Consider the following 14,501-nt stretch of genomic DNA (forward strand, 5'->3'; position numbering starts at 1 on the left):
ATGGTTTGAGCATTGCCGAATACCGAAAAGTCAATGTAGCGTGAGATTGAAACTGTCCAAAAAACGTCCGCATCCTCTTCTGCTACTTAACCCCGGGATGTTCAACGATGTGGCTGTTTACCTGCATCCTTCGTAGGTGCGCCACTTCTACAAGGTCAAAGAACGGTCACTGAGTCTATTTTGGACAATTGCTGTAGCGCGTGCTCGTGTTCGCCTTTTGTCGGGGCACTGCAGGCAGAACCGTAAACGATCACTTCATATCCCAAGCGCACTGCCGTGGAGGCGGTAGCGAGCACGGCGTGAGCTGTCGAGAACCCAGCGAGTGCAATGCGTCCGGTTTGTCGGGCTCCCAATTCCTGGTCCAGGGAGGTGTCTGAGAAGGCGTCGATCCCGAACTTGGTGATGATGGGGTCAGATTCCCGGTAACCGCATTCCGGCAAGAGACGCGCTTTACCGAGCGGGCCGCCGTCAGAGTCATCCATTGTGCGGAACTGGATCCACAGCACATCCGTCCCGTGGTTGCGCGCGGTATCAACTGTGTCCGCAATCTTTCTGATGAGGTTGGAGCGAACGGACTGATTCTCGCAGAGATCAAGAATCCACTCTTGGGCATCGATGACAATGAGACAGTCAACCGAATCTTGAGGGGGCATCAGTACCGGGATTCGGTTGGCTCGGGCAAGTCATTGATCGCCGCGATGTCATCGGCGTCGAGCTGCACGTTCGCTGCTTCATAGTTCGAGACGATGTGGGCAATGCTTCGGCTACCTGGAATCGCTTTCACCGCTGGGCTGACGCTGAGCACCCAGGCAAGAGCGACCTGGGATGTTGCCACTCCGTGTTTTTCCGCGATGCGCTGAAGAGTTTCAAGGATGACAGCATTGCGTTCCTGCGCGTCCGGGGTAAAACGTGGCATCCAACTACGGAAATCGCCCTCCATGAGTTCGGACGTGTTCAACGTGCCGGTGAGGTAACCGCGGCCGAGCGGGGAGAAGGCCACCAAAGACGCCCCGTTGTCTTCACACCACTGCAGGACGTTGGTCTTGCTGTCTGCGTGCTCAGAGGGCTGGTCTTTCAGCGGGTCGCGGGTCCAGACTGAGAGTTCAGATTGGACCGCGTCGATGGTGACTACCTCGGAAGCAGCGACTAACTGGTCGTAGGTCGGTTCGCTCACTCCGATATTGCGGATTTTCCCGGCGGCTTGAGCGTCGGCAAGCACCTGAACTTGTTCCTGCACCGGAATGGTTCCATCGAGGCGGTGCAGGTAGTACAGGTCCACATGTTCACGATTCAACCGGCGCAGGGACGCGTCGAGGGCATCGCGGAGGTACTGGGTGGAACCATCAACATGCATCTGCAAGGGTTCGACACTGTCGACGACGATGCCGCCCTTCGTAGCGATGTAGACATCCGAGTTGTTTGCAAAGGCCTTGCCTACGAGTTCTTCATTGTGGCCGGCTCCGTACATGTCGCTGGTATCGAAGTGCCTGATTCCAGCATCGAAGGCTTCACGTATGGTGTTTACGCTTGCATTGTCGTCCAGCTGGCCAGGTCTGCTGTAACCCCAACTGAAGCCCATGCAACCCAGGCCGATGCGGTCTGCGGGAAGAGGAGCGGGGTTGCCGATTGAGTTCATGACGAATTCCTCTCAGAAACACGGAAGCGAGAACTCTCGCCGAGCCTAGCCGCGTTCCCTTGAAGACCGCTGGGATAAATGCAGCAAGCCAGTTCCACTAGCCAAAGAAGCTTGCCGACGGTCACACCGACTCGGTACTGAACCGCCGCGGTTAAAATCGGCGCCATGCTCTCCTTCTACAGCGAATTCCCGAATGAACCTGCCGTGAAATCACTGTTGAAGGGGGATGAACTGGAGTTCCTCTTCGTTCTCACTGAGGTGCCTGCGCGGGGAGCCCGAAACAACTTTCTCGGTGAGGACAGCGTTAGCGTCAAACTTGAGCATGTGGATGGTCTCGTTGTGCGAACGCTTCCGGATGGTGCGGTGCACACAGGTGAGATCAACATCGCATACCCGCAGGTTAATCGCACGAAGAACGGGAAGATGTCATTCGATCCCGGTGAAATGGCAGATTTGAAACCATTCACGGTGTACCGGGCGAAAGGGGCATTGTCTCCTTTCTCCAAGTATCGGGCGCAAGGGACCGCGCTTCTCTTCTCGGTGTGGGACGTGATCTCTCTTCAATCGGATCCGGAGCTGGAGGACATCGCCACAGGTGCGGCCAAGAATGGGGTGATCAATACAAAGCTTGGCCAATTGACCATTCAACGAGGCTTCGTTGGCTCGTTCGAAGGGCACGCAAAATCACTCGGTGTCAATGTCAGCATCCCCTATGAGGATCCGGATCCACTCTCTCAGGGGCTGACTCAGCACGAAGAACGGTTCGCATCAGCCGTGCACGTTCTGAACCGCGTTATCACGCGAAAGTTTCTCAAGGATGCCCGCAAGTTCGCCGCCACTGAGGCCCTGCCCAGGGCAAACGAATGGCGCCACGATGTCGCCGAAGCTGAGGGCCGCCGCACTCCCGCGCGGGAATGGAGAGTGCGGGACGTCGCTAGGCGTTTCCGCCCGACGAGCGTGATCGTCCCGGAGAAAGGCGAGATACTTATCGAATTCGACGACGGTGATCTCTTCGGTGGTCACCCGGTCACCGTTGTGGCGGACCGGGACGGGACACTCTTGGAAGTCGAGCTCGACTAAGGGCCCGTTCCGAGCGCTACTGTTCGAGGATTAGGGGCCGGGACGGGCCAGCAGGGGAGGGCTGGCCAGGTGCCACGCCCCTTCCGACTAGGAGCGGTAGGCGCTGACACCCGTGATGGACTTGCCCACGATGAGGGACTGCATCGTGTCTGTGCCTTCGTAGGTGTGGAGGGACTCGATGTCGGCGTGGTGGCGCGCGACGTCGTTCTCCAGCAGGATGCCCACGCCGCCGAACATGTCGCGTGCGTCGGCAGAGACCTTGCGGGCGCCGCGGGTGTTGTGGACCTTGGCCAGGGCGGCTTGCTTCTCGTTGAGCTCGCCGGCTTCCTCGAGCTCGAGCAGGCGGCGGCAGTAGAGCGCCATGGAGGTGATTTCCTGCAGCATGTCGGCCAGGCGCTGCTGGATGATCTGGTTCTTCACCAGCGGGCGGCCGAACTGCACGCGGCGCTGGGCGTAGTCGAGGGCCTTTTCGTAGCAGTCGATCGCCATGCCGAGCGCGACCCAGGCCACCGCGATACGGGTGCCGGTGAGCACGCGGGCAGTGTCCCGGAAGGTGTGGGAGTTGGGAAGGCGGCGGTCGTCGGAGACGCGGACGTCGTTAAGCTTGATGTGCGCCTGGGGGATGCCGCGCAGGGATGCTTTGCCCGTGATGGTCTCGGCGGAGTAGCCCTCCTGGTCCTGGTCGACGATGAAGCCCTTGACCTCGCCGTCTTCCTCGTCGCGGGCCCACACGACCGTGATGTGGCCGACGGAGCCGTGGCCGATCCACTTCTTCTCGCCGTTGATGACCCACTCGTCGCCCTCACGGCGCGCGGAGGTCTCCAGGCCGATCGAATCAGAGCCGTGGTCGGGCTCGGTCAGGGCGAAGCCGCCGCGAATCTCCATCCGCGACATCGGGCCCAGGTACTTAGCCTTCTGATCCTCGGAACCGCACTCGGAGATGGAACGCATGGCCAGGCCGGACTGCACGATGTGGGCGGTGGCGGTAGACGCGTCGGTACGCGCCAGCTCCATCTGGATCAGGCGGTTAGCGCGGATAGAAATCCCGGGCTGGCCGTCGATCTCGATGCCGTCGGTGACCAGGCCGCGGCGGGCAGCTTCCTCAACAGCAGGGATGTTGTACTCGGCCTTCTCCCACGACTCGTTGAGGGAGGGGCGGGCCCACTCCATGAACTCGCGGGCCTTCTGCCACCACTCGAGGTCTTCACCATCGACATCGGCGAAGACTTGGTAGTAGTCGGTTTTCGGGTTCAGCAGGGCGGCAACGCCGGTGAGGTTCTCGTCTGTCTGTGTCATGAGTTTTCTCGCTTCTTCGGTCAAGTGGAACAGGTAATGAGAGCTAGAAAAGCTGCACCGCGCCGGGGGCCGGTCGCGATGCAGCTGGGAGTCACCAGAGGGGGCAGGGGCCTAGCCAGCGAAAGCGCCGACGCCGGTGATGGACTTGCCCACGATGAGGGACTGCATGGTGTCGGTGCCCTCGTAGGTGTGCAGCGCCTCAATGTCGGCGTGGTGGCGGGCCACGTCGTTCTCCAGCAGGATGCCCACGCCGCCGAACATGTCGCGTGCGTCAGCGGAGATCTTGCGGGCCGCGCGGGTGCAGTGGACCTTGGCCAGGGCGGCCTGCTGCTCGGTGATCTCACCGGACTCTTCCAGCTCGAGCAGGCGGCGGCAGTACAGAAACATCGAGGTCAGGTCCTGCAGCATGTCAGCCAGGCGCTGCTGGATGATCTGGTTCTTCACCAGCGGGCGGCCAAACTGGGTGCGGCGCTGCGCGTAGTCCAGGGCCTTCTCGTAGCAGTCGGTGGCCAGACCCAGGGAGGCCCATGCCACGGAGATGCGGGTGCCGGCCAAGACCTTCGCAGTGTCGCGGAAAGAGTTCGCGTTTGGCAGGCGACGGTCCTCGGAGACGCGAACGTTGTTGAGCTTGATGTGCGCCTGCGGGATGCCGCGCAGGGACGCCTTGCCCGTGATGGTCTCAGCCTCGTAGCCGTCCTGGTCCTGGTCGACGATGAAGCCCTTGACCTGGCCATCGGAGGTGTCACGCGCCCACACAACGGCGATGTGGCCGACGGAACCGTGGCCGATCCACTTCTTCTCACCGTTGATGACCCACTCGTCGCCGTCGCGCTCGGCGGTGGTCTCCAGGCCGATGGAGTCAGAACCGTGGTCCGGCTCGGTCAGCGCGAAGGCGCCGCGGATCTCCAGCTTGGACATGGCCTTGAGGTACTTCGCCTTCTGCTCCTCAGAGCCGCACATGGCGATGGACTGCATAGCCAGACCACCCTGAACACCGAAAGCAGTGCCGAGGGATGCGTCGGTACGCGCGAGCTCGAACGCCATGAGGCGTGCGGCGCGTACGGACATGTGGGGCTCGCCCTCGATGTCGATGCCGTCGCGGACCAGGCCGCGCTTACCGGCTTCTTCGACGACGTGGAGCTGGTATTCGGCCTTCTCCCAACCCTCGTTCACGTACGGGCGGGCGTAGTCACAGAAGTCGCGGGCCTTCTTCCACCACTCCAGATCTTCGCCTTCGACGTCGGCGAATACCTGGTAGTAGTCGGTTTTCGGATCCAGCAGCTCGTGGACTGGGTTCTGGCTGTCAGCCATCTTTGCCCTCTTTTCTCAAAAATGTGGAGCGAAACAATTCCACTCCTAATTGTGACCTTTGTCGCAGGATTTATCAAACGAATCCGGCGCGAATTCACTGTGGGATTGCTCCCATCAACCCCTTAGCTTTCCAGCGGAATATCGCGAAGTTCTTTGCGCAGAATCTTGCCGGTCGGATTCTTCGGGATCTGGTCGATGAACGTCACCGCGCGGATCTTCTTGTACGGGGTAACCCGCTCGGCGACCCAGTCCATCAACTCCTCCTCGCTCAAGGACGCGCCCTGTTGCAGGACGACGAACGCGCGTGGGATTTCCAGGCCGTCGCGGTCGACGCCGACCACCCCGGCGTCTGCAACCGCTTCGTGGGTGAGCAGTAGTGCTTCGAGCTCGGCGGGGGCGACCTGGTAGCCCTTGTACTTGATCACTTCTTTGGCGCGGTCGACGATGTAGACGTGGCCGTTGTCTGCAACGCGAGCGACATCGCCGGTGCGCAGCCAGCCGCCGTCAAGCAATGTTTCGCGGGTGGCCTCCTCATTGTTGAGGTAGCCCTGCATGACTTGCGGTCCGCGCACGAGCAGCTCGCCGGACTCGCCTTGCTCCAGGTCCTCGAGTGTTTCAATGTCCACGACGCGGCACTCGGTGTTGGGGACCGGGAAGCCGATGGAGCCGGGGTTAGTCTCGCCGTGGACGCCAATGCACACCGCGGGTGAGGTCTCCGTCATGCCGTAACCCTGCACAAACGATGTTTTCAGGCGACGTTCGACGGCGCGCGCGACTTCCTCATCGAGCGGCGCCGCGCCGGAGAACATGACCTTGTTCGCCGCGAAGCCTTCGGGAGTGACAGCTGGGTGCTTCGCCAGCGCGACGGCCATCGGGGGAGCTACGAAGGCGAATTCGATGTCGTGCTCACCGTGTGCACGTAGGAAGACATCCAGGTCGAACTTGGGCAGGGTGTGCACGTTCCAGCGCAGCAACAGCGGTGACAGCAGTAGCGCGGTCATGCCGTAAATGTGGGAAAACGGCAGGGGAGACAGGGTGTTGACGTGCTTGTCCATGCCGTTGCGCTCGAGCATGGACACTGCTTGCAAGACATTCGACGTGAGGTTGCTGTGGGAGAGCATGACGCCCTTCGGCAACCCGGTAGTGCCGGAGGAGAACGGCACTGACGCGAGCGCGCTGCCATCGACGCTCAGTTCGGGTGCAGGCATTCGCTTTTCGACGATTCCCGCCAACTCGTGATCCCACACATGCTTGTCATGCCCTACGTCGGCCACGCCGATGAACAGGTCAGCGCCGGCCATTGTGGCCACCTTCTCCACGTCAGCGTCGTTCAGCAGCACGCCGATCGGGTTGACCGTGGCCCCGGCGCGGAAAATGCCGAACAAGGCTGCGGCGAAGTTGATGGAGTTCGGGATCTGCAGCGTGACCACGTTGCCGGGGCCGATACCGCGGTCAGCCAAATACCCGGCGATAGCGTCTGCCATCTCCTGCAGCTGTGCGTACGTGACGGTGTCGCCGGTGGTCAGCTCGGTGATCGCGGTGCGCTGGGCGTCATCGCCGGAAAGGTCGTTGAAGATGAGGTCGTAGACGGAGCCGCCGAACAGCTCAAGGTCCGGGTACGGGCTGGAATAGATCATGGAGTCTGGCCTTTCAGTCAATGGTCTCGCGCATGGATGCCGCGGGGAAAGATGGGTCCGCGGCAGTACTTCGCATAATAAAACAATTAGCCCCCTGAATGTGAGGTAAGTCGCTTTTTCTTTCTAGTGAGAAACGGTTAACGTTTCTCTGCTGCTTCAACGCTCGCCGGGCCAGCGAAAACACTGTGAAGTAGGGTGTGGTTCATGCAAGCTGCCTCCTTGATCTTTGCGGCCGTGTTCTCATTGGTCGCTATCGTCGGCGTGTTCCTGGATCTGCCCACCTGGATTTCCGTCGCCGCGCTTGCGGCCGCGGCCCTGTTCCTGGTGCTCGGCCTGGCAGATAAGTACCGGCAGATGGAGCGCACGTCGATCGAGCTCGACAGCGAGCAGCGCGCCACCATTGAGCGCATGAAGAAGGAGGGCAACCACGATATGGCGGCCCGCCAGGTGCAGTTGTGGTTCCGGAACACCAGCTACGAAGATGCAGCAGCCGTGGTGCGCGAGCTGTAGCGTCATCCCGTAGGCTGGGACGCATGACCGAACGCACTCTGATTCTGATTAAGCCCGACGGTGTGGCAAACGGCCACGTCGGCGAGATCATCACCCGCATCGAGCGCAAGGGCCTCAAGCTCGTCGAGATGGACCTGCGTACCGCTGACCGCGAGACCGCTGAGAAGCATTACGAGGAGCACAAGGACAAGCCGTTCTTCGGTGAGCTCGTGGACTTCATCACCTCCGCTCCGCTGGTCGCTGGCATCGTCGAGGGCGAGTCTGCAATCGCCGCGTGGCGTCAGCTCGCCGGTGGCACCCACCCGGTGGAGAAGGCCACCCCGGGCACCATCCGTGGTGACTTCGCCTTGACCGTCGGTGAGAACGTGGTGCACGGCTCCGACTCGCCGGAATCCGCTGAGCGCGAGATCGCGATCTGGTTCCCGAACCTCTAGATCCTCACTCGGTTAATGGCACGTGAACTCGTGCCGAACATTCCCCGATGAACTGCTGCTCCGGTTGCAGCTCTTCATCGGGGACTTGATTCTTAGTGCATGACTTCCCAGAATCTTCCCCGCCGTCGTTTTCTGGCCGGTTCGGCGACGGCTGCTGCAGCCGCTGCCGTCGGAACGCAAGCAGTCGCTCACGCGCAATCCTCTTCCTCTTCTTCTGCACTGTCCTCGGCGCGTTTGCCGAAGGCCCCGGCCCCCAAGCCGTGGTCGGTGTTCATGCACGGCGTTGCTTCGGGTGACCCACTGCCGGATTCGGTGATCATCTGGACCCGCGTGAGTGTGTCCCCAGAGGCTGCGCCGGGATCTGAAAAAGGTGAAGATGCGGATGTGACCTGGGAGATTGCCACCGACGACGCGTTCGCGAACATTGTCCGCAGTGGCTCGGCCCGCACTACCGCAGTTACCGACCACACCGTCAAGGTGGACCCGCGTGGCCTGCAGCCGGGGACGGAGTACTTCTACCGCTTCCGCTACAAAGACACCATCTCTCCGGTGGGCAAGACGCGCACCGCGCCCGCGTCCAACGCTGACATCAACGAGTACAAGCTCGTTGTTGCGTCCTGCGCCAACTACGAGTGCGGCTACTTCACCGCGTACCGTGACATGGCTGAGCGCGCCGAAGCTGGCGGGGTCGATGTCGTGGTCTTCCTCGGTGACTACATCTACGAGTACCCGACGGGGGAGTACGCCGGTAAGTCCGGTGTCTCCCGCCCGCACCACCCGGCGCACGAGATTGTGACGCTGGCGGACTACCGCATCCGTTACGGCCGCTACCGCACTGACGAGCACCTGCAGCGCGCGCACGCTGCAGCGCCGTGGGTGGTTGTGTGGGACGACCATGAGACTGCCAATGACTCCTGGGTTGGTGGCGCCGAGAACCACACCCCTGGCGAGGAAGGTGAGTGGAAGGTCCGCGAGTCGGCCGCGCACCAGGCCTACTTCGAGTGGCTTCCGGTGCGCGCCACCCGCCCGTCGCAAGACGGTCACATCTATCGTTCGTACCGCTTCGGTAACCTGCTGCAGCTGACGATGATGGACCTGCGCTCCTACCGCGATGAGCAGGCGAAAACGTTCAGCAAGAAGATTGACGCACCGGAGCGCACCATGCTCGGCTCGGAGCAGTTCAACTGGCTCAAGGGTCAGGTCGAATCCGCCGACACCACATGGAATGTGCTGGGTAACTCGGTGATGATTTCCCGCATGGAGATCGGCCACCTGCCGAACACGACTGAGCAGAACCGTACCGCGAACTACGCCATCGACGAGTTCACCCAGTCCGCCGGCCTGGCTGTGAACACTGACCAGTGGGACGGCTACCGCGCTGAGCGCGCCAAGCTGTTCAACATTCTCACCAACACCAAGGCGCACACGCTGTTCCTCACCGGCGACATTCACTCTGAGTGGGCGCACTCCGTGCAGCACAACGGGCTGGAAATCGGCGCGGAGATGGTGTGCTCTTCGATCACCGCGCCCAATGTGGACGAGATTGTCACGCAGTACACCCGCACGTACACGCCTGAGGACAACCCGGTCACCCACCTGGTGGAGCAGGTCATGTACTCGGCGAACCCGTGGGTAAACCACGTCGACTTCGATTCGCACGGTTACGGCATTGCGCGCGTGCAGAAGGACCGTGTGATCATGGATTTCTACCGCGTGTCCAACGTCGAAGACCCGGGCGCGTCGGCGCGTCTCGCGGTTTCGCGGACATGGGTGCCGGGTCAGGGCTTCCAGCAATAAGCTTATCGACGTCTCTACCCCGCCCGGCTTCCCACCACACCCAGCTCCGTATGCCACAATGGTTGCTGAACTATATGCCTTTCGTGGCATATGAATGTTCATCAAGCTTTGTACGAGAATCGTTCACTGCGCGGAGCTGACTGTCGGCTAGAAGCTAGCAGCGCTGTGCGGCGGCGGTGGGAGAGAACCTGCTATTGGTTGTTCCCACCAGCGCCCGGCGGGGATAGTCGCTCACGCGCGGCAATTCAATAGGAGATGTTCTTTCCGTGGCTGACAGCGACGAAAACACCACCACTGAGGTGTCCTCCGCGGCGCCGGCGCAGAAAAAGACAACGAAAAAATCTGCGGTAAAATCCACCAAGAAAACAGCAAAGAAGTCGACTAAGACGGCGAGAAAGACGGCCAAGAAATCATCACGGCGTGCTGCTAAGAAGTCGACATCGAGTTCAGAGCAGCATAACGAAACGCAGGCAGCTGAACAGTCCGCTACTCCGCTGTACGACCGTTCCCGTCTCGGTGAGAAGACCCGAGTCTTCGCCTTGGCGAAAGAGCTGGGCATGTCCTCGAAGGACCTGGTCGTCGCGCTCAACGAGCTGGGCATGGTGAAGGTGGCGCAGTCCTCGTTGACACGCGCGGAAACCGAGCAGCTTCTTGACGCTTTGGAGTCCCAGCCCAGCTCCTCCGACGACAAGATCCGCGAGCGCGTCCGCAAGGATGTGGCCCACGAGATCAACCAGATCGAGGAGAAGGTCGAGGCTGATCTCGAGTCTGCCGGGGTTGCGGAACCCGCTGACGAAGACAGCGACGACACCGACGAGACGGATGACGCTGAAGTCTTGTACGACGTCGAACCTGACGTGACCCCGGCCCCGGAGGATGATGACGAAGATTCCGCCACGGGCCTCTACGCGCCGGTGTTCAAGGCGGCGCCGCGGTCGTCGCGGAGGAGGGCGAGTCGCTCGTCGGAAAGCGATGCGAAGGGCACCGAGCAGACGCAGGACGCCCCGGGCGACGCTGCCGACGCAGGATCCAGCGAGGCGAGCGAGGACAGCGAGGACTCCGGGTCCAAATCGAAGCGTCGTAGTTCGCGCAAGACCAGCCGCAAGCGCACCGAGAAGCAGGACAATGCCGAGCCCGAGCAGATCGACGAGCCGAAGGCCATCAAGGGGTCTTCGCGTCTAGAAGCGCAGCGCCGCCGTCGCACTGAGCGCCGCGAAGAAGATCGCAACCGTTCGCGCGTGGTGTCCCAGGCGGAATTCCTTGCGCGCCGCGAGTCGGTCGAGCGCACCATGGTCGTGCGGGAGCGTTCGCGTCACGACGGCCCCGGCAAAATCACCGAAGTCGGCGTCCTGGAAGATGGCCTGTTGGTGGAGCACTTCGTTGACTCCGACGACAGTGCTTCGATGATCGGCAACATTTACCTGGGGCGTGTGCAGAACGTACTGCCCAGCATGGAAGCTGCGTTCATCGATATCGGCCAGGGCCGCAACGGCGTGCTCTACGCTGGCGAAGTCGACTGGAAGGCTGCCGGCCTCGGCGGTCGCGCGCGCCGCATCGAGCAGGCGCTCAAGTCCGGTGACCAGGTGTTGGTGCAGGTGACCAAGGACCCAGTCGGCCACAAGGGCGCGCGCCTGACTACGCAGATCTCCTTGGCGGGCCGCTACTTGGTCTACGTGCCGGGCGGGCACAGTGCCGGAATTTCGCGCAAGCTTCCGGCCCCGGAGCGCAAGCGGTTGAAGGACATTCTGGTCAAGGTCGTTCCGGGTAAGGGCGGGGCGATCATCCGCACGGCCGCTGAAGGCGTGCCAGAAGAGGCCATTGCCGCGGACGTGAAGCGTCTGCACACCCAATGGCAGACCATTAGGCAGCAGTCGGAGCAGGAGAAGAAGTCGAAGGGTTCCAAACCGGTCACGTTGTACGAGGAGCCGCGTCTGCTGGTCAAGGTCGTCCGCGACCTGTTCAACGAGGACTTCCAAAAGCTTGTTGTCGACGGCAAGAAGCCGTGGAACGTGGTGAGCAACTATGTCGAGTCCGTCGCCCCGGATCTCGCTGACAGGCTCGAGCTGTTCGACCGGGGCGACCACGACGGCCAGGACGTATTCGAGGTCTACCGTGTCGACGAGCAGATTCAGAAGGCTCTGTCGCGCACTGTGTGGCTGCCGTCCGGCGGCACCTTGGTGATCGACCGGACCGAGGCCATGACTGTTATCGACGTCAACACCGGCAAGTTCACCGGTTCCGGCGGTTCGCTGGAGGAGACGGTCACGTCGAACAATATGGAGGCGGCCGAGGAAATTGTCCGCCAGCTGCGTCTGCGCGACATCGGCGGCATGATCATCATCGACTTCATCGACATGATCTTGCCCGAGAACCAGGAACTGGTGCTGCGCCGCTTCAAGGAGGCGCTCGGCCGCGACCGCACGCGCCACCAGGTCTCCGAGGTCACCTCGTTGGGCCTGGTTCAGCTCACGCGCAAGCGCTTGGGCACAGGGCTTGTGGAGACGTTCTCGACGAAGTGCGAGTGCTGCGACGGCCGGGGCATTGTGCTTTCCGACGATCCCGTCAGAGCAACCGATTCACGCGACGACACTCCGGGTCGTGGCGGCCGCCGCGGGAACCAATCCCGCCGCCGCAAGCCGGCGCAGGATCCGGCGGGCCACCCGGCAGCTCTGGCCATGCAGGGCCGTGACGATGATCCTTCTCAGGAGTCCGGGCGGGACACCGAGAATGACGTAGAGAAGGACGTGGAGCAGCTCGAAGAGCTTGCCGACGCTGTCGTGATCACCAACGACCCAGTCGAACCCATTGACACGAGCGACACAAGCGATACCGACGATTCCTCCGATGAGGACCGGCCGAAGCGACGCTCCTCCCGCCGCCGCGGTCGACGCGGCAGCGGCCGCGGCAAGGGTCGCCCGCAGCAGGAGACCACCGACACCCAGGACACGCCCGAGGATTCTTCCGGTCGGGACGACGAGGACGCGTCCGAACCGGCGAAGACGTACGAGGAAGCTGTCGAGGAATTCGAGCGCTCGCCGCGCCGCAAGCGCAACACTCGCGGCAACTCCACGTCGGATCACCGCCCGCGCCGGGAGGACTACGAGCAGGCTGAAGCGGAAGATGACCAACCGGACGATTCCGCTGAAAGCGCGCAGCCCCGCACGTCTGATCCGGGCCGTGCGCCGGAGCGCGGCTCCCGCGGTCGTCGCCGGGCGACCCGTCGCACCACGGCTGGGCGCGATACGGCACGGCAGCCGGTGAACGAGAAGCCGATGCAGCGCCAGGATCCGGCCAAGAAGTCGAGTGGCAAGGCTGCGCCGCAGCAAAGCGACCAGCCGGCCCAAACCCGCTCCCGCGGGCGTCGGCGCGCTACCCGTCGCACCAGCTAGTTGAACCGAGGAGAACCGGTGGGGGCCGTTAAATCGCGGCTCCCACTAAACGCCCGCCAATGACTGAAGCCCCCTTCCCAGCGGGAGGGGGCTTAGCCGTTAGCTAGCGGTCGTGCTTAGGCCATGTCGGTCGGTGCGTCGAAGTCGATGCCCTCGGAGTCCGGGAACTCCGGTGCTTCGTTGTAGGTGTCGATGGCTTCCTCGGTGTCGTAGTAGCCGTCGCCGGTGGTGTCGGTCAGCAGGGAGTCGCCGTAGCCGTCGCCGTCGACATCGATGATGGCCTCGTCGGTGATGCCGTCGCCGTCGGTGTCGGAGTGCTGCTCGTCGACCTTGCCGTCGAAGTCGGAGTCGACGAACAGGGTGTCGGTGATGCCGTCGCCGTCGGAGTCAACCTCCATGGCGTCGATCTCGCCATCGTTGTTGGTGTCGTAGACGATAGCGTCTGCGTAGCCGTCGCCGTCCAGGTCGACGACCACGCCGCCCTCCGGGTGAGCCTCGCTGGACATTGCCGGGTCGGTTTCGGTGGCGCGCTCCGGAGCAGCCTCCTCGTCCTCGAGGTCATCGAGGGCGATGTCGTCGGAGTCAGACGGTGCCGGTGCTGGTGCGGCAGCGCCAGGTGCCTCCTCAGCCGGTGCCTCCTCAGCGGGAGCCTCCGGAGCCGGAGCTGGTGCTTCCTCAGCCGGAGCTTCCGGAGCCGGAGCCGGTGCGCCCTGCTCAGCCGGTGCGCCCTCCGCCATGTTCTCGAAGAACTCGCGCTGCTCCTGGTTCGGGCCGGACGGGGTGCCGTCAGTGGAGTCGATCTGGCCGTCACCGTCGAAGTCGTACTCGCGGTAGTCCATCTGGCCGTCGCCGTCGGTGTCGAAGGCGAAGGAGTCGAGCTTGCCGTCCTTGTCGGTGTCGGAGAAGCGGGTGTCCATCTCGCCGTCGCCGTCGGTGTCGAACTCGACGCTGTCAGCCTGGTGGTCGTAGTTCACGTCGCGGACGGTGGTGTCCATGATGCCGTCGCCGTCGGTGTCGAAGTGCTCGACGTCGGTCTGGCCGTCTCGGTTGGTGTCCTGCGCGGCGTAGTCCGGAGCGCCGTCGCCGTCGAAGTCAACCTCGACGCGCTCGACGTTGCCGTCACCGTCGCGGTCGAAGATGCGGGTCTCTGCGACGCCGTCGCCGTCCATGTCGGCGTGGAAGGTGTCCAGGTTGCCGTCGCCGGTGGTGTCCTGGCCGCCCTGGATGTCACCGGTGTGGACGTTGCCCTCGGCGTCGGTGTATTCGAACTGGGTGGGGACACCGGTCTGCTCTTCAGCGCCAGCGTTCTGGGGTGCGTTCTGGTTCTGGGTGTTCGGGGTGTTGTTCTGAGCGTTTCCCTGGTCGGACATTGTTCGTTCCTCTCGTGTGTTGTGTGTAGTTTCGGTGGTCT

General features: G+C 62.5%; 11 protein-coding genes. 5 read left to right on the forward strand and 6 right to left on the reverse strand.

Translation table 11 applies throughout. From position 1 onward, the window contains the following. Positions 1-155: 155 nt before the first annotated feature. Positions 156-653, reverse strand: coding sequence for a cysteine hydrolase (locus KBX19_RS07495; RefSeq protein ID WP_255998167.1), 498 nt, complete (start codon positions 651-653; stop codon positions 156-158). Further along, positions 653-1,636 (reverse strand): aldo/keto reductase, encoded by a 984-nt coding sequence (locus KBX19_RS07500; protein ID WP_255998169.1) that lies wholly within the window; start codon positions 1,634-1,636, stop codon positions 653-655. Before KBX19_RS07500 ends, KBX19_RS07495 begins: the two co-directional genes overlap by 1 nt. 165 nt (positions 1,637-1,801) lie before the next feature. On the opposite strand from KBX19_RS07500, the gene KBX19_RS07505 reads away from it, so the two are divergent. Beyond that, on the forward strand, positions 1,802-2,716 hold the full coding sequence (locus tag KBX19_RS07505) for a DUF2262 domain-containing protein (RefSeq protein WP_255998171.1): 915 nt from the start codon (positions 1,802-1,804) through the stop codon (positions 2,714-2,716). A gap of 87 nt (positions 2,717-2,803) precedes the next feature. On the opposite strand, the gene KBX19_RS07510 is transcribed toward KBX19_RS07505, so the two are convergent. From KBX19_RS07510 to KBX19_RS07520, 3 genes are all read right to left on the reverse strand, one after another. Next, positions 2,804-4,012: an acyl-CoA dehydrogenase family protein gene (locus KBX19_RS07510; protein ID WP_255998173.1), complete on the reverse strand. Its 1,209-nt coding sequence runs from the start codon at positions 4,010-4,012 to the stop codon at positions 2,804-2,806. A 111-nt stretch (positions 4,013-4,123) separates the two neighbouring features. Beyond that, positions 4,124-5,323: an acyl-CoA dehydrogenase family protein gene (locus tag KBX19_RS07515; RefSeq protein ID WP_005289144.1), complete on the reverse strand. Its 1,200-nt coding sequence runs from the start codon at positions 5,321-5,323 to the stop codon at positions 4,124-4,126. A gap of 122 nt (positions 5,324-5,445) precedes the next feature. After that, on the reverse strand, positions 5,446-6,960 hold the full coding sequence (locus tag KBX19_RS07520; protein WP_255998175.1) for an AMP-binding protein: 1,515 nt from the start codon (positions 6,958-6,960) through the stop codon (positions 5,446-5,448). A gap of 204 nt (positions 6,961-7,164) precedes the next feature. Here KBX19_RS07520 and KBX19_RS07525 point away from each other — a divergent pair, with 204 nt between their 5' ends. From KBX19_RS07525 to KBX19_RS07540, 4 genes are all read left to right on the forward strand, one after another. Then, on the forward strand, positions 7,165-7,470 hold the full coding sequence (locus KBX19_RS07525; protein ID WP_005289151.1) for a hypothetical protein: 306 nt from the start codon (positions 7,165-7,167) through the stop codon (positions 7,468-7,470). 23 nt (positions 7,471-7,493) lie between these two features. Beyond that, entirely contained in the window at positions 7,494-7,904 is a 411-nt protein-coding gene (ndk, locus tag KBX19_RS07530) for a nucleoside-diphosphate kinase (protein WP_005289155.1), read from the forward strand. 99 nt (positions 7,905-8,003) lie between these two features. Next, positions 8,004-9,701: an alkaline phosphatase gene (locus KBX19_RS07535; protein WP_255998177.1), complete on the forward strand. Its 1,698-nt coding sequence runs from the start codon at positions 8,004-8,006 to the stop codon at positions 9,699-9,701. Positions 9,702-9,967: 266 nt separating this feature from the next. Continuing rightward, a complete protein-coding gene (locus tag KBX19_RS07540) occupies positions 9,968-13,090 on the forward strand; it encodes a translation initiation factor IF-2 N-terminal domain-containing protein (RefSeq protein WP_255998178.1) in 3,123 nt (1,040 codons plus the stop codon). 116 nt (positions 13,091-13,206) lie between these two features. Here KBX19_RS07540 and KBX19_RS07545 read toward each other — a convergent pair whose 3' ends face one another. Then, positions 13,207-14,460 (reverse strand): hypothetical protein, encoded by a 1,254-nt coding sequence (locus KBX19_RS07545; protein ID WP_255998180.1) that lies wholly within the window; start codon positions 14,458-14,460, stop codon positions 13,207-13,209. Between the last annotated feature and the right edge of the window lie 41 nt (positions 14,461-14,501).

Source organism: Corynebacterium sp. CCUG 71335, assembly GCF_024454075.1.
Taxonomy (GTDB): Bacteria; Actinomycetota; Actinomycetes; order Mycobacteriales; family Mycobacteriaceae; genus Corynebacterium; species Corynebacterium genitalium.